Consider the following 16,926-nt stretch of genomic DNA (forward strand, 5'->3'; position numbering starts at 1 on the left):
ACCTACTTTAAGATGACTCCGCTTTCTTTAAAGTTCTCCAGTATTATTGAAACCCTCGTTCTCCTAGCAAGGTTTTTGAGGTACGTTCTCCTTATCTCCCTTATGAAGCTGTTCAAAGCTTCGACATCCTTGAACGTGCCTCTAATCACAAGCTGGAACTCTCCAGTTTTCTTATAGACATCGACTATGTTTCTCATCTTTAAAATTGGCCTTAGGAGGGACTCCAGCTCATGCGACTCAGGTTCCACAAGTTCAACTTCAACAATGGCAGTTATGAACTCTCCAAAAAATGAAGGGTCAATTATCGCCGAATAACCCTTTATTACGCCAAGCTTTTCAAGCTTCTCAATTCTATTCTTTATAGCAGAAGGTGTCAGGCCAACTTTCTTCCCCAATTCAGTGAGAGTTGCCCTGCCATTCTTCCTGAGTTCCCTTGCTATTATCTCATCTATTTCATCCACACCAGGCATGGCTAAAACCCGCTGATAGTGATTTTAAAAGTTACTCACTCTTCAAATTCCTTTTCAAGTTCCTCTATTTTTTGGATTATACTCATTTTTATCCTCTTCAGTAGCTCCCCTGGAGGAACTGGGACATAAATGTATCCGAGCCATCCTCTCTGGATTAGCTCTCTCTCTAGGAGACCTTTTCTGTACAGACTTAAGACATGCTCTCTAACACTTCTCTCACTAATGTCGAGCTCTTTCTGAATCTCTCTTATCCTCATTCCCTTTCTCTTTTCGACGAGAAGCTTGTATATCCTAATCTCATTCCTCTTTAAACCTATAATTCTAAGTATCGATTCTAACTTTTCTATTGCCTCCTTCGAATCCATTAGCTTCTCACCTATGAAGCTCAGTTTACATATACAAATATGTGTAAAGAATTAATAAAGGTTAGGGTCACTCAACCCATTCGTCCTCTGGGATAGCCTCCTTCTTAGCTGGAATCAAACAGACAAACTCAAAAGTCTCAGAATCCTCGTTCTTATAGCCATGGGGCTCATTTGGTGGAATGTAGATGTAGCTCCCGGGAACAACCTTAAACCAGTTCTTTCCATCCTTAGTTAGGTAGCCCTCACCTTTCACAACAAAGATCTCATGCTCCCAATCGTGCTGGTGAATTGGTATTTCGCTACCCTTCTTCATGACAAAGTACCTCATCGCAAAATTCCTGGCCCCGACTTTGGGACTTATAAGCCACCTTATCGTCACTCCCTCAAATCCGGTATCCTTTTCTGGAGTGTCCTTAACATGCCCAATGTACATCATTCATCCCCGATGCATGCTTTCAGATGGATGCATTTAAATACTTCGCAACTCTTTTTATTATTTGATGAGAATCTTAACATGGTGATGTGTATGGAAAGATATATCCAAGAGTTCAGCGTTGAGAACGTGTTTAGGGACGTAGTTAACATAGCTAGGTACCACAGGATACAGGGATCGAGTGGCATAGTGGATGCCGCAGAGTACGTTCTTAGGAGGCTTGAGGAAGAAGGAGTAGAGGCAAAAATGCTCAAGGACGAGTATGATGGCATAAGAGAGCACCTAACGTTGCCCTCGCCAATAGCCTGGGAACTCATAGGAGGAGAGCTCAAGCTCAAAGATAAAACGCTAACAACGAAAGATTCTCCACTACTCGTGATGGCACACTCTCCCTCGGGGGAAGCAAAGGGTGAAGTTCTTCCAATTTTAAGGGAAGAGGACTGGGAGAAGGCTGAGGGAAAGGTAGTTCTCGTTGGCGAGAAGTGGAGGGACGCTTATGAAAAGGCTAACAAAGCCGGAGCGAAGGCATTCATAGCTTACAGAAAGGGAACAGGTAGTGCGTTTCCCTATATAGGACTATTCCTTACAAAGAAAGATCTTGAGTGGGCCAAAATTCCCGCAGTGGCAGTTCCGGAAACAGTTGCCAATGATTTAATAGGGAAAGCAAAGAAAGGAGGAGTAGAGGTAGAAATAAAGGTTGGGACCGAGATAAAGAACAGGGAAACACTACCCATAGTGTACGCCAGGGTTGGAGATCCCCCGTACCTAGTTTTCTCAGCCCACATATGTCATCCAAAGCCGGGAGCAAATGACAACGCGAGTGGAAGTGCAATGCTCATAGAACTTGCAAGGGTCTTAAACAAAGTGAAAGGCAGAGTGGGCTTTGCGTTCGTATGGATCCCAGAGTACCACGGAACCCAAGCGTTCATTCCAAAGGTAAAGGTGGAGGATTTCTACGCCAACATAAACCTAGATATGGTCGGTGGGAGCGAAGATAGAGCGAAGTCAACGATAATGCTGGTAAGGTCACCGCTCTCAAGATTTTCACTAGTCCCGGGAATTCTTGAGCTCTATCTTGAGAAGTACAACTCCGGAGGAAAAAGCTTCTCCGGATCAATTTTACCTAAGATGAAGCTGAAGGCCTATCCATACGAGATGGGGAGTGATCATGACATATTCAACTTCTTCGGCGTTCCTGGGACGATGCCCATAACATGGCCCGACAGCTACTACCACACCTCAGCTGATACCCCAGAAAAGCTGAGCTTAGAGAGCCTCTCGATAATCGGAAAGGCTGTCCTCTCCACCGCGGTGTTCATAGCTACTGCCGAAAAATCCGAATTAGAGAGGGTCGCAAGGGGTTACACCATGAAGTACCTCGGAGAGCTCGGTATGCAGAGGAAAGTTGAGGTTGCGGAATCGCTCGTCATGGATGGGCTTGCGAGGGATTCCAAGTTCCTAGGGCTCAACATGGGCAACCAAACAGAGGAAGAGGGATGGCTTGAGTGGAAGGAGAAGGGAATAATAAGCAACAAGAAGCTAATAAGCGTGAACGAGGAGCTTGGAAGGAAGTTCAAGGAAATCATGGAAGAGGAGAGAATGCTAGTTGTTCACACGTACGAGTTCTTGATGCTGAGTGAAAAGCTCAGCGAAGAGAAGGCTTGGAAGGCTCTGAAGGATGAGTATGGAGAGGTAAAGGAGGAGAAAATTAGGAAAGCTGTCGAAATCCTAAGGGAATTCAAGATAGTCAACCCCAAGTAACGTGCCTATTCACAATGTACCTCACTATGAACGAGAACCCTATTCCGAGCAGGTTAGCGAGAAGGTAATGGAGCCCCAGGAACACTAAGACCCAGTAGATAACGAACTGAACAATAGCACCGGTAAGCGCTGCCATGTGGAACTTTAAAAGTCTCTCCCACAGCTTTCCTCTTCTTACATCTTTGAAAGTCCAGAGATCGTTCCATATGAAGTTGTTTATAATCGAGAGCTCGGTCGAGGGGATAACCGCGATCTCCTTACTCAGGCCAAGGTGGACGAAGAGCCATAAAAAGAACTCGTTCACTAGTACTCCGGAGAGTCCAACGACGGAGAACTTAACTAATCTGTCGATTTCACCCTCCCACTTCATCAGCCTGTAAAGATGCCTTAGATAGTTGATCATCGTTTTGCCCCTAAGTTTGCTCTTTCCCGCTAGCCTAGTTCCAAAGGTAAAGGGAACCTCCACGACTTTTGAGTAGTTTCCCTTGATAAGAATCTCCATGAGTATCTTAAAGCCCACGGGGTTCAGCTTCACCCCCTCAACAACTTCCCTTCTGAGGGCAAAGAACCCACTGACAGGATCCTTTATATCCCTTATCTTTGGTAAGGCCACTCTACCTATCATGATAGCACCTTTCGAGATTAACTTACGATAGAAAGGCCAGTTCTCAACTTTTCCACCTTTAACGTACCTACTCGCTATGACTATGTCGGCTCCTTCCTCTATCCTCTTCAGGAGCTCGGGGAGAACTTCGGGAGGGTGCTGAAGATCCGCATCCATCACAACAAATATCTCACCACTAGCCTCTCTAAATCCCCTTATTACAGCAGAAGAAAGACCTTTCTCGTTTATCCTCCTAATAACTTTTACAGGATATTTAGATGAAAGTTCCTGGGCCTTTTCCCACGTTCTATCCGGAGAATCGTCATCAACAATAATTATCTCATAATCATAATTCCTGAGAGCATCGTCAATTCTAGAGAACAGCTCCTCAAGGTTCTCCCTCTCATTATATGTTGGCACTATTATCGATACCCTCATTATTAGAGCCCTAGGAGAAAAAGATGGGAGATGAATTTAAGGTTTTTGGCAGTAACGCTCACCGAAATCCGGGCAAATTAAGATCCAGCATCTTCCACTAAAGAACAGAGGCTTCAAAAAATGAAAAGAAAGAAGAGGGGGATTACCCCACCTAAAGTCTAAATCACAATAACTTTGTGATTATAAATATTTTTGCTTTTAGGATCTTTAATCCATAAGATTTAAATATGTAATAGTTTTCAATAAATGTGGTAATGTTATGAGAATGTTTTTAAGAATAGTGTTATTAGGGTTAATATTGAGCTTATTTATTAGTTCAACATTTGTAAGTGCAAAAGAGGTTATAGGCTTCCCAATAGGTCTTAAATTTGCAGCAGAAAACAGAGAGAAGGCAGTAACACCCATTGCATCTAGATATCATATGATCTCAATATCAGGTAGTGGAAAGTATGCAATTATCCACTATGTCCCAGACGATGATTATAACTATTATCATACAGACTACGTCTCTGAAATATTAAGGAATAAAGAATACTCTGTTATCATATGGAATGCAGGTAACAACAAGTGTAGGAATTCTGAATGTACTAACTATTTCCTTCGAGCTTTAAATAGGGATATTAGAGTTATTTACTATTATGGACATACTGCAAAAAATGATAAGAAGGAAATTTGGGGGCTTATCATGGATGATATTTATGGTATAACTACCGACATATATGCAGGTAATTTTAAAGCAGTGGGGGCAAATTTAAATGGAGCTTTGATCTTTGTTCTAGGATGCGATTCATACAAACTAAGACAGGGGTTCAAAAAATATTACTCTGTAACATATGTTGGGACAAAAGGCCAAATAGCTCTGATATATATAAAGTCAAAAGGCAAAAAATTCTGGGATGAACTTTCAAAAGGAAAGACTGCTAAACAGGCTGTAGACGCTATCCAACCTCACTGGTGGGAGTTCAGATGCCCAGAATTTGGACTTGATGGAGATAGCTCATGGAAATTATAAGCGAACAGGAGGAAGACCTATGAATACAGAAAAGAATAAGCTTGCTCTTATTTCTTTTTTTCTTATATTAGCAATAGCAGTATACATAATCATCACTCCATCTCCTGAAGATAGATACCCATACGAGTCTTTGAGGCCCATAAAGGCCCTCCCCAATATTAGAACGCTAGAGGTGATAGATGAAAAGAGCTACACTCTGAATGCCATTGTGTTCAACAGGAATAATGAAACGGTTAACTGGACTCTATACATAGACCTTCCGCACCAAATTTGGGAGAACGCGGAAGTTCTGTTCATCAATAATGGCTTCATTCTCATGGAAACATTTTCGATCGTCCCAAACGCAACATTCTTCGAAATTAATTGGAGCAATGACATCGTAACTCTGGAGAGAGGTGCGCTAAAATTTAAGCTCAATCTTCCTCCAAAAAGCTATACTATAATTCCAGTGGTCGTTGTATTTAAGAAGTGGCCAAGCTATCCGCTCGGCAAGCTGATAGAGGGAGAGATCATAACATTGGGTAACTCAACGTACAAGGTAGCCTATACCTGCAAAGGCAACTGCACAGTGGAAATCTGGATCCCCAAGAAGGTCGGATACAGCGAGAAGTACGGAATAGAAGTAGATAAATACAAGGAAAAGGTTAGAGGACTCTTTAAAAGCCTGAAAAGTGAGTATGGATTGCTAATCGTTGGTAAAAATGTTGAAGAGGCCTTGAGAAGATTTGAAGGATACGAGGATGTTGAATCTCCAGAAGGCTATTGCTTAATACAAAAGGCGGAAGGGGAAGAAATATACTCAAAAGACTGGATGAGCTACATGGGGGCCCCAGGGTACTATACAAGTGGCGAATACTACGTGAAAGTCTTCAAAAAGAGTAATGGCTCCATAACGTTCACGACAACTGGAACATGTGAGCCAAAAGTTATCATTAAGGCAACCATAATTAAAAACACGCCATTGGTAAAGGTCAATATACCAGATCCCATATACCCAACTAAAAGCGTCGTAGTAATAACGCAGAGCATCATAACTGGAGCAAAAACATAGAGAAGGAGGGCTAAGGCTTCCTAACCACGAAAAGTGCATGATCCTTCTCGTAGGGCTCAAGGTTCAGCCTCTCAATGACTTCAAAGTACTCGCCCAATTCCCTCTCAACTTCCCTGAACACTTGCTCTGGCTCCTTGGTAACGTCTATGCTCCTGCTCTTAACCGCTATCATTCCATAGCCGCCCCTCTTGAGGTAGGCCTCAGCATTGTCTATGAGTATCTTTGCCTGCGTTGGCTGAGCAACGTCCTCGAATATTACATCGACCTTTGTAACCAAGGCCCTGTACTCTTCAGGCTTAGTAGCATCCCCCAGTATTGGCACTATGTTTTTCCTCTCCTCAACTATAGGAACAAGCTCCCTGAGAACCCTTGGGGAGAACTCAATTCCGTAGATTTTCCCTTCCCAGCCTATTATATCACTCACGTGAGATGCTGTGGTTCCGCTCGCTATTCCAAGGTAAAGCACGGTCTTCCCGGGCTTTATTGGGAAGTTCTTGAGGCCATTCATTATCGCAGCTCCAAGCTTTGAGCGGTGAGGGTTCCATATCCTGTACTCTTCCCCCTCCCACTTGATTACCCTCTCACCGTAGACCCTCTGTCCTGGGACTAGGTTCTTGGTCGCTATCTTCTCGCTACCATCGTCGTCAATGACAATGTAAACGCCGGGGAACTTGTGCTTCTTAACCTCAACCATTTAAATCACCTCTTCCTAGGCTTCTCCTTCTTCTTTTTCTTCTTCTTTTTCTTATCCTTCCACCTCTTACCCTTCCTTTCCTCCCTCTTCCTCTTTGGCGGCTTCGGATACTTCTCCTTGATCTCCCTTATCCTGGCCTCAAGCTCCTTTTTGAGTTCCTCAGCTATGTACTCACCTGAGAAGTAGTCGACTCTAGCCGCTATTGCCAGCTTACCTGCTAAGGCTCTTGCTATCTTACCCCTCTGCCACCACGGAGAGCGGTTTATCGCTGGGTACTGATAGATGACACCGTGCTTTGGAGGCTTAGCTCCGGTCCTTAAGTGCCTGAACAGAGCTTTCTCAGCACCCAAGACCTGTATCGTTGAGGAAGGCATCATTGCAAGCTCCTTTAAGCCACCAGCAAGGCTGATGAGCCTCGCAGCGAGCTTCGCACCAACGAGGGCCTTGAGGTTGGGAGCGACGTCATCCATCGCCCTGTCGATGTAGTCCTCTAATTCCCTCCTGAGCTTGTAGAGCCTGTCTATCTCCTCGGCAAAGTCCTGAACGACCTTTATATCAGTTTCATCCATCCAAGCACCCATCGTCTTCTCTTTGGCCTCGAGGATCTTCTTTATCTTCTCCTCACTTAGGCCGAGCTCCCTAAGCTTCTCCTCATCAACGTTGTCCCTGTGGCCTATTGTCTTTACGAAGGCAACGTATTGTGGATGCCTTGGGAGAATCTCATCGAGCTCAGGGAAGTGAAGCGAGTACCACTCCCTAAGCCTCGACACGAGGAGGTTTATCACCTTGTCAATATCGTCCAAGGCCTCAATAGCTTGAATAACCATCTTGTCCCTCGCACCGCTCTGCTCCTGAATTCTGAGCCTTGTAAGGTCAACGCCAACCTTGTAGTAGTCCTCAAACCAGTTCCCCCCCAGGAATTCCTCGGGATTGCTCCTGAGCCTCTCACCTGCAAGGTTGGGGAACTCGGTTGTAGCATTGTAGCCGAGCTCCTTCACCTTCCTGCTGAGCTCTGGGTGCTCGAAGACGAATTCACTGTATCCATTCTCCTTGAGCTCCTTCAAAAGAGCCTTAAGATCCTCAACGAACTCTCCCTTAAGGAGCTTGTCAAGAACCCTCTCGGGCTTATCCGTGTAGTACCTCTTAGCTATGAGCTTGCCGTTTTCGTCGAAGGCATAGATGCCTCGAACGTTTTCAGCTATGAACGCCTTCATCATCCTCACCAAATGGAGCTTTGGTTTATTGTATAAAAGACTTAAGGAAATAGAAAAGCTTACCGGTTACCGAGGAGGGATATGGCAACGATAGATGTCGTCTCAGTATTTGCATCCCCAACAGGGACAACATTTCCATCAACCACCCTATAGCCCGTGATTATTCCCCCATTATCCGCTTGAAGCTCACTTATTATCTGAATGCATGCCTCATAAACGTCTCTCCCTTCTTTCGGCATCCCCAGGGACTTATACAGGTATATGAACAGGGCGCATTTGTAAGTCTGATACACTCCAGAAAATGCCTTATCCCTAAAACCGTAACCATCCCACATTTTTAGTAGCCTTAAGTACATGGTAAAGGCACCAGTTTCGTTTCCAACTAAGAGATCGCTCAAGGCTCCATAGGCTAGAAGGTCAGCGTACTCCTGCCAGTCATCCATCCTACAGGATTCGTTAGCTCGCTCGAGCTTTAGAAGAAGGGTCGTATTGAACTTTTTCGAGCAAACATTTCCAATCGTGATTACTTCTGGACAGAAGAATTCATTTAAGGGCTTACCCAGGAGAGGATCAATTCTCCCGTTATAGGAGATATTGTACCTCCTAAGGGCTTCGCTGACGTTCCTCCAAAGAGGAGAGCCAAGCAACCTTAAAGCCCTCTCAGCGAGAACATTATCGTTGGCAAGCCATATAGTCTCGTTGTCCGGATATGAGGTTATGGAAGCCCTAAGGAGACCCACCTCAGGCACATACTGAGATTCCAGAAACTCCCGCATAGCAGAGTTATTGACGCTGTGCTCGCTACTGTGGGTAAGAAGGACAAGGAGGATTATTAAAGAGGAAACTATCAACAAAAGCTTCCTCACACCCATCGACACCCCTTTTAAAGAAGAACATTATAACTCTTCCCATAAAGGTTATGATCAAAAAGTTAAAAGTTTAAATTGATTAACTAACCAAAGAGGTCAGTTATGGCACTGGAAGGGGCCAAAAATGGTGTCGTTGCTGGAGTTCTAGACACAATGCTACTTGGAGCAATGATTTCCGCAATAGGACTGCCTGCATCAATCCTCACAAAGCTTGGCTACGTAATCTATGATATGGGCGTTGTCGGGTTATCTTTCGTCCTCTTGGGCGAAGCTATAGGAGGAGAAAAATCAGAAATCATGAGGGTAGGGTTTGCGATAGCAGGAGTAGTATCTCTCTTGCTATTGAAGATTTAACAGCCTAAGCATATCCTCGCCGTAGTGGAATATTCCGGGCATTCCGCCCGTGTGTACGAATAGAATCCTCTCGCCTAACTCTCCCCTCTTCGCGAGGTCCATTAAGCCATAGAAAGCCTTACCTGTGTACACCGGGTCAAGGAGGATTCCCTCCTTAGTTCCAACAAGTCTTATTAGCTCCGCAACCTCCCTAACTATCCTACCGTAAGCGCCAAAGCTGTAATCATAAATCTTGGGCTCCTTAAGCTCTACACTCACGTCTAAAAGCTTTGCAGTTTCCTTAGCTAAGTCAACGACCTTCTGTGTCATCTTCTCACCAAATATTCCAACTGCCATGCCAACTGGCTCCACTTCAAGACCTGCCAGCTCAAGGCCTAGGAGTATTCCAGCTAAAGTGCCGCCGCTTCCCACTGCATCAACTATACTATCAAACTTTAGGCCTAGCGAGCTTATCTGAGTTGATAACTCCCCTACCATCCTGACGTAGCCCAAGGTTCCAACCGGAGATGCTCCACCTATTGGGATTATATATGGCCTTTTGCCCTGCTCTTCTAATTCCTTAGCAACTTTCTCAGCATATGGAATCAAATCGGGAGTTTTCTCAACATCGTAAACCCTCGTCTCTATTCCCATCAGCTTGTCCAAGAGATAGTTACCTTTCAGGGTCTCTTTTCCTCTCAACACTAAGATGACATCAAGTCCAAGCTTCTTAGCGGCTAAGGCCGTTACGAATGCATGATTCGAGTGGACAGCACCCATTGTTATTATCGTGTCTGCACCCTTAGCTAAGGCATCCCCCAGGAGGAACTCAAGCTTCCTCGCCTTGTTTCCTCCTATCCCTAGGCCCGTGAGGTCATCTCTCTTTACATAGACTTCAACACCAAGCATTTCACTTATCCTGGGAAGGTACTGGATTGGTGTTTCCCAGGGGATTAATTCAACCCGGGAGAACTTCGCAAGAAGTGTCCTAATCTTTGGGTGCATGAGCGTCACCACGTTTAGATAGCTATCTGATTATTTAAATATTTTGACAATGTTTGAAATGGCTTTCCAAAAATACAATACAAGACTAAAAACTGTTACAGGTAAAGGTGTAATGAGGCCTCCGTTCATATACGGCAGAATAGTGGATAAAGAACACTTCGCAGACCGAGAAGAGGAAGTTGAAAAATTAAAAAAGAGGATTCCGGGGATGAATTCGCTAAATTTATCCTAAAGAAGTTCGAAGAGAGTAGACTAGCCGTTGAGGCAGAAGTTATCGGCGACACACTGAACATCACAAAGGGCCATCCACACTATACCCAAATGCTCTGCCAGAAATTGTAGCTCAATGCAGTAATCCAAGGAAAAAGAGGATTAGCAGGGAGGATTTAGAAATAACACTTAATGAAGCTTTAAACAAAGCATCTGAGCTATTTGAAGAAATTTGGGACTCACTAACCCTAAATCAAAGAAAGGTTTTAATCGCAATAGCTAGGGGAGAAAAAAGACTTTTACTCTAGGGGGGCTTTTTGAATAGGTACGGATTCAAGAGGTCATCTACCGTCCAAGCAGCTATAAAAGGGCTTAAGGACAAGGAAATTATCATTAAAGAAGGAGGAAAATACCTCATTGAAAAGCTGGTTAAAAGAAGATTCTAGCGGCGGCGGGCGCGCCCGGAGGTGGGAACCCTCCACCGCTCCCTTTCACCGGGCCCTACCTCATCCCCGCACCCCCGCGAGCGTGCTCCGTGGCCCCTACCGCTGCTCCCTTCCGGGCCTTGCGGGGTTCAGGGCCCAAAGGGGGTTAGCACGGCCCTTCAGCCGTGCCTCCCCCACCGGGCACCCCGCGGGACGAGGACTCATCGTTCGGTCCCGGCTTCCGGGAGCGGCTTCGGGAACCGCCCCCCGGGCTTCGGCCCCGGCATATCGGCGGTTTCCGGTTACAGGGGACGCCGAACCCCCCGGCCTAGCCCGCCGCCAAGCAAGAGTTTCTCGGCCTAGTTTTATAAAGGTTTGGTTAGTTGAGAATTTTACAAGATTTTGTGCAAAATACTTTTAAGTATTTTTTATGTATCCTGGTAAGGAGAGCTCAACCAACTTACATGTATATGCTAAAATCAGCCCTTCTCAAATCAAAATTTTGACAAAAATATGTTCTGAACCTAAGTTCGAATGTAAAACTCCTAACATGCTACATAAATTCTAACAGGATAAGTGCTTAAAATGTAAACAAGCTAGGAGAAATAGGCGATGACGACTGAATCCAATGCTGAGCTAAGGCGATGATTGACCCCAGAGTGGCCGAGCCTACAGTTCTATAATTTCATAAGCATTGTTCGCAAGGTCAATTATTAGAAGTTTATTGGCCAAGGGTTTTCCATAGCCCGTAATGAGCTTAACAACTTCAGCGACTTGAATACTCGCAATTATGCCGGCAGTAGCTCCCAAAATTGGGAACTTGCCCTTCTTTCTGACTTTGGGGAATATTTCCCTTAACCTTCTTGTTTTTCCTGGGATTATCGTCGTTACTTGTCCATATAATCCCTCAACCGCACCGTGAACCAAGGGAATTCCCCTCTCGTGAGCGTAGTCATCCAAGAGGTACCTAGTCTCGAAGTTGTCAAGGCAGTCAACTATAATATTGACGTTCTTCAGTACTTCGTGTACGTTTTCCTGGGTAAGCTTACCAACGAACGTTTCTATCCTAACATCAGAGTTAAACCTTTCAAGCTTCCATTTAGCAGAGAGAGGCTTTGGATTCCTGCCAAGATCTTCCTCCCAGTGGAGTATCTGCCTGTTCAAGTTGCTTAACTCTGGCGTTTGCTCATCTATCAGCAGGATAGTCCCAACGCCGGCCGCTGTAAGGTAATAAGCTACGGGACTTCCCAAACCGCCAACCCCAACTACCGCGACTTTAGCCCTCTTTAACTTTTCTTGCCCCTCAACGCCGAAAAGCATTATCTGTCTGTCGTAACGTTCAAGTTCCCTCTCGCTCAGCATTTTCAATCTCCTCTATTGCTTGTTTGATTTCATCGTAGGCTTGTTTAAGCGACTCGGGGATTACCTTAGTGTCCGCGATTACTGGCATAAAGTTTGTGTCCCCGTTCCACCTTGGCACTATGTGAAGGTGTACGTGCCCATCTATTCCAGCCCCGGCAACCTTGCCTATATTAAAGCCCAGGTTAAAGCCATCGGGCTTCATGACCTTCCTTATGGCCTTCATTACCAATGCCGCTAGCTTCATGATTTCGAGCATCTCCTCCTCCGTTAGATCCTCTATGCTACTCACGTGCCTGTACGGTGCAACCATAACGTGTCCAGGGTTGTAGGGATAGTTGTTCATTATTATGAAAGCATTCTTTCCGCGGTATAGAATGAGCCTTTCCTTATCCCTGTTCTCCTTCGGGAAGTCACAGAAGATACAGCCCTCGTATTTGGGCGATCTTATATATTCAATCCTCCATGGGGCCCATAGTATCTTCATCTCACCACCCAATTAGGGACTGAAAGGAATTTTTAAAAGCTTTAGCTATGTGCATAAACCTTTTAAATTAATCCATTTAGCATGACGCGAAGGGGCGGCTGGCTTGGGCTGGCCGTCACCATGGGAGGTGGTGTAAATGGCGAGGATGCATGCTAGGAAGAGAGGCAAAAGCGGTTCAAAGAGGCCCCCAAGGACTGCTCCCCCAATATGGCTTGAGCACATAACCGTTGAGGAGATTGAAAACCTAGTAGTTAAGCTAAGGAAGGAAGGTTACAGCACCGCAATGATAGGGACGATCCTTAGGGATCAGTATGGGATTCCCACGGTCAAGCTCTTCAAGGATCCTGATAACCCCAACAGGAACCTAACGATAACAAGGATCCTTGAGAAGCATGGCCTTGCCCCGGAGATTCCGGAGGATTTGATGTTCCTAATTAGAAGGGCCGTCAACCTGAGGAAGCACCTTGAGCAGCACCCCAAGGATCTGCACTCAATGCGCGGTTTGCAGTTGATCGAAAGCAAGATTAGAAGGTTAGTTAAGTACTACAAGAGGAAGGGCAAGCTTCCAAAGGACTGGAGATACGACCCAGAGCAAGCAAAGCTTCTCGTTCGCTGATCTCCATTATTTCCTTTGGTGTTTTTCATGGACAAGGGGGGATTCTTGGATAAGGTTAGGGAGGCCGTTGAGACCGTTAAAGTTCACATCGAGTTAGGTCACACTATAAGGATTATCTCCCATAGGGACGCAGATGGCATTACCGCGGGAGCAATTCTTGTGAAAGCCCTTTCTAGGGAGGGGGCCAAAGTTCACGTTTCAATAGTCAAGCAGGTTAGTGAGGAGCTCGTTAAGCAACTTAAGGAGGAGGACTATAGGATTGTTATATTCTCTGATTTGGGCAGTGGGTCAATAAGCCTCATTAAGGAGCATTTAGGCGATAGAACGGTCGTTATTTTAGACCATCACCCTCCAGAAACAACGGAAACTCATGAAAGGCACATTCTCGTAAATCCAGTTCCCTTTGGGGCCAACAGCGTTAGGGATCTCAGCGGTTCCGGAGTTACGTACTTCTTCGCCAAGGAACTTAACGAGAAGAACAAGGATCTTGCCTACATAGCGATAGTTGGTGCTGTAGGTGACATGCAGGAGAACGATGGAGTGTTCCATGGAATGAACCTTGACATCATAGAGGACGGCAAATCTCTGGGAATTCTTGAGGTTAGAAAGGAGCTAAGGCTCTTCGGTAGGGAGACTAGGCCCCTATACCAAATGTTAGCGTACGCAACGAACCCTGAGATACCTGAGATAACTGGAGATGAGAGAAAGGCTATTGAATGGCTGAGAAACAAGGGATTCAACCCTGACAAGAAGTACTGGGAATTGACTGAAGAGGAGAAGAAGAGACTTCATGACCTCTTAGTTATCCATATGATAAAGCATGGAGCGGGAAAGGAGGAGATAGACAGGCTAATTGGCGATGTCGTTATAAGCCCATTATATCCGGAAGGAGATCCAAGGCACGAAGCCAGAGAATTCGCAACTCTTCTTAACGCAACTGGGAGGCTCAACTTAGGTAACTTAGGCGTTGCGGTATGCTTGGGGAATGAGGAGGCATTTAAGAGGGCAATGAAGATGGTCGAGGACTACAAGAGGGAGCAGATAGAGGCGAGGAAGTGGCTGATACAGAACTGGAGTGGTGAAGTATGGGAGGGGGAGAATGTCTACGTTCTCTACGTCGGTAACAACATCAGGGACACCCTTGTCGGGATCGCCGCCAGCATGGCGATAAATGCGGGGCTTGCCAAGCCCGAAAAGCCGGTTATAGTGTTTGCCGACACTCCAGAGGATCCCAATATCCTAAAGGGGTCAGCGAGGACTACTGAAAAAGCTTTGGCCAAAGGGTACCACCTTGGAGAGGCCCTTAGAAAGGCTGCAGAAATAGTTGGGGGGGAGGGAGGAGGACATGCGATTGCTGCAGGGATTAGAATTCCTAGGGCAAGGCTCGCAGAGTTCAGGAAGCTTATCGATAGATTGCTCGGGGAGCAGGTGAAAGAGCATGAATATCAAAGCTAATGTTGAATTAGTGTGGGAGTACGATGATGAGAGGGTCGCAAAGGCTGTAGCTAATGCAGTAAATGTTGATAACATTTCTATCCCTGAAGAGCTTAAGAAAAGTTTAAATCTTGTTACCTTCCCCGAAGGAGCGAAGGTAATAACAAAAGTTAAATATGAAGGAGAGATTGAAACCCTCATAGTCGCTCTCGATGATTTGATATTCGCGATTAAAGTTGCTGAGGAGGTGTTATGATGGCAGCTAAGAGGAGAGTTAGCGCAACTAGGGATAAGTGGAAGCTAAAGCAGTGGTACATTATTTACGCTCCAGACTTCTTCGGGAGCGTTGAAGTTGGATTGACTCCGGCTGACGATCCTGAAAAGGTGCTCAACAGAGTTGTCGAGGTAACGCTAAAAGATGTAACTGGGGACTTCACCAAGGGCCACGTCAAGCTTTACTTCCAGGTTTATGACGTCAAGGGACAGAACGCCTACACCAAGTTCAAAGGCATGAAGCTTGCGAGGAGCTACATAAGGTCACTCGTTAGGAGGAGAACTACAAGGATCGACGGAATATTCAATATAACGACTAAGGATGGCTACAAGCTTAGGGTTATGGCCATGGCTATAGCAATGAGGAGAATCCAGACGAGCCAGGAGAGGGCCATAAGGAAGATCATGCAAGAGATAATCTACAAGAAAGCTGAAGAACTCAACTTCAAGGACTTCGTTCTCGAAGCCGTAAACGGAAAGATAGCTGCTGAGATAGCCAAGGAGGCAAAGAAGATATACCCGCTGAAGAAGGCGGAAATAAGAAAGATAAAGGTGCTTGGAGAACCCGAGGTTGCGGCTTAAATTATTTCAAATTTTGGAACTTTGCTCACGAATACTATTTCAACATTTTCTATATCTTTAACATTCGATAAGAACTCATTAACCCTGTTTTCAGCGCCACTAAGATCCTTCGGAACGAGGATATGCACTATAAGGTTGTACCTTCCCACTCCCTTCTCCACAATTTTGACGTATTCAATATCGGAGATATCGCTGATGACCCTATCAACATCTGCCATCGGTTTTAGTTTTATCAGTACCACTGCATATATGTAACCTAATTTCTCAAGATCGGGTAGGATTGTAAATTTTTTGATAACTCCTAATTTTTTTAACTTCTCCATTCTCCTGGCAATTCTCTGCCTTGTTGTGTCCAACATTTCCGCTAATTCCCTATAGGTAAGGCGAGAATTTTGGGATAATACCTTAATTAATTGCAAATCAACCTTATCGAGTTTCTTCATATGCCCACCCTTTCTGATGAAGAATTGGCTCTATAAAAACGTTTCGGATGATTTCCAATATTCCAAGATTATTGCAGCGTCACAAATCTCTCGTTGAATATTTTCTGATTGTATTTCTTAGGGCGTCCTCTATGTCAATTTCGAAATAGTTGGCTATACAGACTAATGCAAAGAGAACATCTCCTATTTCCTCCCTTAGTTTTGATGGGTCTTTTTCCCCTTTGACGCCCTCAAAAGATAAAATTACATCGGCAAGCTCTCCAACTTCCTCAACTAGGGCAGTTAGCATTTGAGCTGGTGTCCAGTAGCCCCCCATTTTCTTTATTAGTTCATCAACATCTTTCTGGAGGCTCATAGTTCAAATCCTCCAGTAGGGCATCTAGATATTCCTTAAGTTTTTCCTTGTTTGTCCTATAGAATCTGAGCTTGCCTTCTCTCTTCTCCTCCAATATATTAAGCTCCTTCAAGATTCTTAAGTGGTGACTAACTAAGGTCTGATCGACTTCCAGAGCTTCAGCAATTAAGCATACACACATCCATCTGTTCATAAGCATCTTTAATATTCCATACCTTATTGGGTTGGAGAGTATCTTCAGAAATCTGTTAACATCGCTCCTTGGATAAACTTCTATTTCTTCGTCAAGGTCCATGATATTACACTTTTCGAGGCATCTCATGACGGTCTTTTTTTGCCTTTCACTTAGTTTTTCAATAAGTTCCCTGACCTTCATTATCTCCACCAACTTATAGTGTGGAACTAAAGGTATAAAAATTTGTTTCATCTGAATTTATCCCAATCCAAAAAGCTTTTTCAGGAAGGAACTTAAGAACTAAGGGAGGGTAAGAAA

The 16,926-nt window shown here is 44.8% G+C and carries 23 protein-coding genes and 1 other RNA gene; 10 read left to right on the forward strand and 14 right to left on the reverse strand.

Annotation, left to right across the window (positions count from 1 at the left end; translation table 11 throughout):
* Window positions 1-2 precede the first annotated feature (2 nt).
* The 3 genes from P8X24_RS03600 to P8X24_RS03610 all read right to left on the reverse strand — a co-directional run bounded on the left by P8X24_RS03600 (window position 3) and on the right by P8X24_RS03610 (window position 1,268).
* A complete protein-coding gene (locus P8X24_RS03600) occupies window positions 3-470 on the reverse strand; it encodes an Lrp/AsnC family transcriptional regulator (RefSeq protein ID WP_372914089.1) in 468 nt (155 codons plus the stop codon).
* A 35-nt stretch (window positions 471-505) separates the two neighbouring features.
* Entirely contained in the window at window positions 506-835 is a 330-nt protein-coding gene (locus tag P8X24_RS03605) for a helix-turn-helix domain-containing protein (protein WP_372914090.1), read from the reverse strand.
* 67 nt (window positions 836-902) lie between these two features.
* A complete protein-coding gene (locus P8X24_RS03610) occupies window positions 903-1,268 on the reverse strand; it encodes a cupin domain-containing protein (RefSeq protein ID WP_372914091.1) in 366 nt (121 codons plus the stop codon).
* A gap of 93 nt (window positions 1,269-1,361) precedes the next feature.
* Between P8X24_RS03610 and P8X24_RS03615 the strand changes: the two genes are divergently transcribed.
* Complete coding sequence (locus tag P8X24_RS03615; protein ID WP_372914092.1) at window positions 1,362-3,029, forward strand: DUF4910 domain-containing protein; 1,668 nt, start codon at window positions 1,362-1,364, stop codon at window positions 3,027-3,029.
* Here P8X24_RS03615 and P8X24_RS03620 read toward each other — a convergent pair.
* Entirely contained in the window at window positions 3,016-4,071 is a 1,056-nt protein-coding gene (locus tag P8X24_RS03620; protein WP_372914093.1) for a glycosyltransferase, read from the reverse strand. The two genes, P8X24_RS03615 and P8X24_RS03620, sit on opposite strands and share 14 nt — an antisense overlap.
* Window positions 4,072-4,330: 259 nt before the next feature.
* Between P8X24_RS03620 and P8X24_RS03625 the strand changes: the two genes are divergently transcribed.
* Window positions 4,331-5,083: a hypothetical protein gene (locus tag P8X24_RS03625; protein WP_372914094.1), complete on the forward strand. Its 753-nt coding sequence runs from the start codon at window positions 4,331-4,333 to the stop codon at window positions 5,081-5,083.
* A 19-nt stretch (window positions 5,084-5,102) separates the two neighbouring features.
* Window positions 5,103-6,134: a hypothetical protein gene (locus P8X24_RS03630; RefSeq protein ID WP_372914095.1), complete on the forward strand. Its 1,032-nt coding sequence runs from the start codon at window positions 5,103-5,105 to the stop codon at window positions 6,132-6,134.
* 10 nt (window positions 6,135-6,144) lie between these two features.
* On the opposite strand, the gene P8X24_RS03635 is transcribed toward P8X24_RS03630, so the two are convergent.
* From P8X24_RS03635 to P8X24_RS03645, 3 genes are read right to left on the reverse strand one after another with little or no spacing between them, the layout of a single operon-like run.
* Window positions 6,145-6,828, reverse strand: a complete 684-nt coding sequence (locus tag P8X24_RS03635) for a fibrillarin-like rRNA/tRNA 2'-O-methyltransferase (protein ID WP_068322643.1) — start codon at window positions 6,826-6,828, stop codon at window positions 6,145-6,147.
* A 5-nt stretch (window positions 6,829-6,833) separates the two neighbouring features.
* Complete coding sequence (locus tag P8X24_RS03640; RefSeq protein ID WP_372914191.1) at window positions 6,834-8,042, reverse strand: C/D box methylation guide ribonucleoprotein complex aNOP56 subunit; 1,209 nt, start codon at window positions 8,040-8,042, stop codon at window positions 6,834-6,836.
* Window positions 8,043-8,101: 59 nt separating this feature from the next.
* Window positions 8,102-8,914, reverse strand: coding sequence for a hypothetical protein (locus P8X24_RS03645; RefSeq protein ID WP_372914096.1), 813 nt, complete (start codon window positions 8,912-8,914; stop codon window positions 8,102-8,104).
* 99 nt (window positions 8,915-9,013) lie between these two features.
* Here P8X24_RS03645 and P8X24_RS03650 point away from each other — a divergent pair, with 99 nt between their 5' ends.
* The gene (locus P8X24_RS03650; RefSeq protein WP_372914097.1) at window positions 9,014-9,265 is read left to right on the forward strand and encodes a hypothetical protein; all 252 of its coding nucleotides are present in this window, start codon (window positions 9,014-9,016) and stop codon (window positions 9,263-9,265) included.
* On the opposite strand, the gene P8X24_RS03655 is transcribed toward P8X24_RS03650, so the two are convergent.
* The gene (locus P8X24_RS03655; RefSeq protein WP_372914192.1) at window positions 9,251-10,249 is read right to left on the reverse strand and encodes a pyridoxal-phosphate dependent enzyme; all 999 of its coding nucleotides are present in this window, start codon (window positions 10,247-10,249) and stop codon (window positions 9,251-9,253) included. The genes P8X24_RS03650 and P8X24_RS03655 overlap by 15 nt on opposite strands.
* Window positions 10,250-10,298: 49 nt before the next feature.
* Between P8X24_RS03655 and P8X24_RS03660 the strand changes: the two genes are divergently transcribed.
* Both P8X24_RS03660 and P8X24_RS03665 read left to right on the forward strand, forming a co-directional pair.
* A complete protein-coding gene (locus tag P8X24_RS03660; RefSeq protein ID WP_372914098.1) occupies window positions 10,299-10,481 on the forward strand; it encodes a hypothetical protein in 183 nt (60 codons plus the stop codon).
* Between the two features lie 295 nt (window positions 10,482-10,776).
* Window positions 10,777-10,905 carry a hypothetical protein gene (locus tag P8X24_RS03665; RefSeq protein ID WP_372914099.1) on the forward strand — a complete coding sequence of 43 codons (129 nt, stop codon included), beginning with the start codon at window positions 10,777-10,779 and terminating at the stop codon, window positions 10,903-10,905.
* A gap of 3 nt (window positions 10,906-10,908) precedes the next feature.
* Here P8X24_RS03665 and ffs read toward each other — a convergent pair.
* From ffs to P8X24_RS03680, 3 genes are all read right to left on the reverse strand, one after another.
* An RNA gene (gene ffs / locus P8X24_RS03670) (signal recognition particle sRNA) lies at window positions 10,909-11,223 on the reverse strand.
* A 330-nt stretch (window positions 11,224-11,553) separates the two neighbouring features.
* Entirely contained in the window at window positions 11,554-12,246 is a 693-nt protein-coding gene (locus P8X24_RS03675; protein WP_372914100.1) for a ThiF family adenylyltransferase, read from the reverse strand.
* Window positions 12,224-12,730 carry an HIT family protein gene (locus P8X24_RS03680; RefSeq protein WP_372914101.1) on the reverse strand — a complete coding sequence of 169 codons (507 nt, stop codon included), beginning with the start codon at window positions 12,728-12,730 and terminating at the stop codon, window positions 12,224-12,226. The genes P8X24_RS03675 and P8X24_RS03680 overlap by 23 nt, the downstream gene beginning before the upstream one ends.
* 136 nt (window positions 12,731-12,866) lie before the next feature.
* Here P8X24_RS03680 and P8X24_RS03685 point away from each other — a divergent pair, with 136 nt between their 5' ends.
* Genes P8X24_RS03685 through P8X24_RS03700 form a run of 4 tightly spaced genes read left to right on the forward strand, consistent with a single transcriptional unit; the run spans window position 12,867 to window position 15,635 of the window.
* Window positions 12,867-13,346: a 30S ribosomal protein S15 gene (locus P8X24_RS03685; RefSeq protein WP_068322628.1), complete on the forward strand. Its 480-nt coding sequence runs from the start codon at window positions 12,867-12,869 to the stop codon at window positions 13,344-13,346.
* Window positions 13,347-13,373: 27 nt separating this feature from the next.
* Window positions 13,374-14,801, forward strand: a complete 1,428-nt coding sequence (locus P8X24_RS03690) for a DHHA1 domain-containing protein (RefSeq protein ID WP_372914102.1) — start codon at window positions 13,374-13,376, stop codon at window positions 14,799-14,801.
* Window positions 14,785-15,036: a KEOPS complex subunit Pcc1 gene (locus P8X24_RS03695; protein ID WP_372914103.1), complete on the forward strand. Its 252-nt coding sequence runs from the start codon at window positions 14,785-14,787 to the stop codon at window positions 15,034-15,036. Before P8X24_RS03690 ends, P8X24_RS03695 begins: the two co-directional genes overlap by 17 nt.
* Entirely contained in the window at window positions 15,036-15,635 is a 600-nt protein-coding gene (locus tag P8X24_RS03700; RefSeq protein ID WP_372838784.1) for a 30S ribosomal protein S3ae, read from the forward strand. The genes P8X24_RS03695 and P8X24_RS03700 overlap by 1 nt, the downstream gene beginning before the upstream one ends.
* On the opposite strand, the gene P8X24_RS03705 is transcribed toward P8X24_RS03700, so the two are convergent.
* The 3 genes from P8X24_RS03705 to P8X24_RS03715 all read right to left on the reverse strand — a co-directional run bounded on the left by P8X24_RS03705 (window position 15,632) and on the right by P8X24_RS03715 (window position 16,809).
* Window positions 15,632-16,078 (reverse strand): Lrp/AsnC family transcriptional regulator, encoded by a 447-nt coding sequence (locus P8X24_RS03705; protein WP_372914104.1) that lies wholly within the window; start codon window positions 16,076-16,078, stop codon window positions 15,632-15,634. The two genes, P8X24_RS03700 and P8X24_RS03705, sit on opposite strands and share 4 nt — an antisense overlap.
* 79 nt (window positions 16,079-16,157) lie before the next feature.
* Window positions 16,158-16,433: a nucleotide pyrophosphohydrolase gene (locus P8X24_RS03710; protein ID WP_372914105.1), complete on the reverse strand. Its 276-nt coding sequence runs from the start codon at window positions 16,431-16,433 to the stop codon at window positions 16,158-16,160.
* Window positions 16,411-16,809 carry an ArsR/SmtB family transcription factor gene (locus P8X24_RS03715; protein WP_372914193.1) on the reverse strand — a complete coding sequence of 133 codons (399 nt, stop codon included), beginning with the start codon at window positions 16,807-16,809 and terminating at the stop codon, window positions 16,411-16,413. The genes P8X24_RS03710 and P8X24_RS03715 overlap by 23 nt, the downstream gene beginning before the upstream one ends.
* Window positions 16,810-16,926: the final 117 nt, after the last annotated feature.

This window comes from Pyrococcus kukulkanii (assembly GCF_041647995.1).
GTDB lineage: Archaea > Methanobacteriota_B > Thermococci > Thermococcales > Thermococcaceae > Pyrococcus.

What these genes read in the sequence shown, in the direction of transcription:
- P8X24_RS03680 (WP_372914101.1), bottom strand. Translation starts at nt 12,730, where the DNA reads ATGAAGATACTATGGGCCCCATGGAGGATTGAATATATAAGATCGCCC.
- P8X24_RS03705 (WP_372914104.1), bottom strand. Translation starts at nt 16,078, where the DNA reads ATGAAGAAACTCGATAAGGTTGATTTGCAATTAATTAAGGTATTATCC.
- P8X24_RS03610 (WP_372914091.1), bottom strand. Translation starts at nt 1,268, where the DNA reads ATGTACATTGGGCATGTTAAGGACACTCCAGAAAAGGATACCGGATTT.
- P8X24_RS03675 (WP_372914100.1), bottom strand. Translation starts at nt 12,246, where the DNA reads ATGCTGAGCGAGAGGGAACTTGAACGTTACGACAGACAGATAATGCTT.
- P8X24_RS03605 (WP_372914090.1), bottom strand. Translation starts at nt 835, where the DNA reads ATGGATTCGAAGGAGGCAATAGAAAAGTTAGAATCGATACTTAGAATT.
- P8X24_RS03615 (WP_372914092.1), top strand. Translation starts at nt 1,362, where the DNA reads ATGGAAAGATATATCCAAGAGTTCAGCGTTGAGAACGTGTTTAGGGAC.
- P8X24_RS03620 (WP_372914093.1), bottom strand. Translation starts at nt 4,071, where the DNA reads ATGAGGGTATCGATAATAGTGCCAACATATAATGAGAGGGAGAACCTT.
- P8X24_RS03640 (WP_372914191.1), bottom strand. Translation starts at nt 8,042, where the DNA reads ATGAAGGCGTTCATAGCTGAAAACGTTCGAGGCATCTATGCCTTCGAC.
- P8X24_RS03690 (WP_372914102.1), top strand. Translation starts at nt 13,374, where the DNA reads ATGGACAAGGGGGGATTCTTGGATAAGGTTAGGGAGGCCGTTGAGACC.
- P8X24_RS03630 (WP_372914095.1), top strand. Translation starts at nt 5,103, where the DNA reads ATGAATACAGAAAAGAATAAGCTTGCTCTTATTTCTTTTTTTCTTATA.
- P8X24_RS03600 (WP_372914089.1), bottom strand. Translation starts at nt 470, where the DNA reads ATGCCTGGTGTGGATGAAATAGATGAGATAATAGCAAGGGAACTCAGG.
- P8X24_RS03710 (WP_372914105.1), bottom strand. Translation starts at nt 16,433, where the DNA reads ATGAGCCTCCAGAAAGATGTTGATGAACTAATAAAGAAAATGGGGGGC.
- P8X24_RS03655 (WP_372914192.1), bottom strand. Translation starts at nt 10,249, where the DNA reads ATGCACCCAAAGATTAGGACACTTCTTGCGAAGTTCTCCCGGGTTGAA.
- P8X24_RS03645 (WP_372914096.1), bottom strand. Translation starts at nt 8,914, where the DNA reads ATGGGTGTGAGGAAGCTTTTGTTGATAGTTTCCTCTTTAATAATCCTC.
- P8X24_RS03700 (WP_372838784.1), top strand. Translation starts at nt 15,036, where the DNA reads ATGGCAGCTAAGAGGAGAGTTAGCGCAACTAGGGATAAGTGGAAGCTA.
- P8X24_RS03685 (WP_068322628.1), top strand. Translation starts at nt 12,867, where the DNA reads ATGGCGAGGATGCATGCTAGGAAGAGAGGCAAAAGCGGTTCAAAGAGG.
- P8X24_RS03660 (WP_372914098.1), top strand. Translation starts at nt 10,299, where the DNA reads ATGTTTGAAATGGCTTTCCAAAAATACAATACAAGACTAAAAACTGTT.
- P8X24_RS03635 (WP_068322643.1), bottom strand. Translation starts at nt 6,828, where the DNA reads ATGGTTGAGGTTAAGAAGCACAAGTTCCCCGGCGTTTACATTGTCATT.
- P8X24_RS03650 (WP_372914097.1), top strand. Translation starts at nt 9,014, where the DNA reads ATGGCACTGGAAGGGGCCAAAAATGGTGTCGTTGCTGGAGTTCTAGAC.
- P8X24_RS03625 (WP_372914094.1), top strand. Translation starts at nt 4,331, where the DNA reads ATGAGAATGTTTTTAAGAATAGTGTTATTAGGGTTAATATTGAGCTTA.
- P8X24_RS03695 (WP_372914103.1), top strand. Translation starts at nt 14,785, where the DNA reads ATGAATATCAAAGCTAATGTTGAATTAGTGTGGGAGTACGATGATGAG.
- P8X24_RS03715 (WP_372914193.1), bottom strand. Translation starts at nt 16,809, where the DNA reads ATGAAGGTCAGGGAACTTATTGAAAAACTAAGTGAAAGGCAAAAAAAG.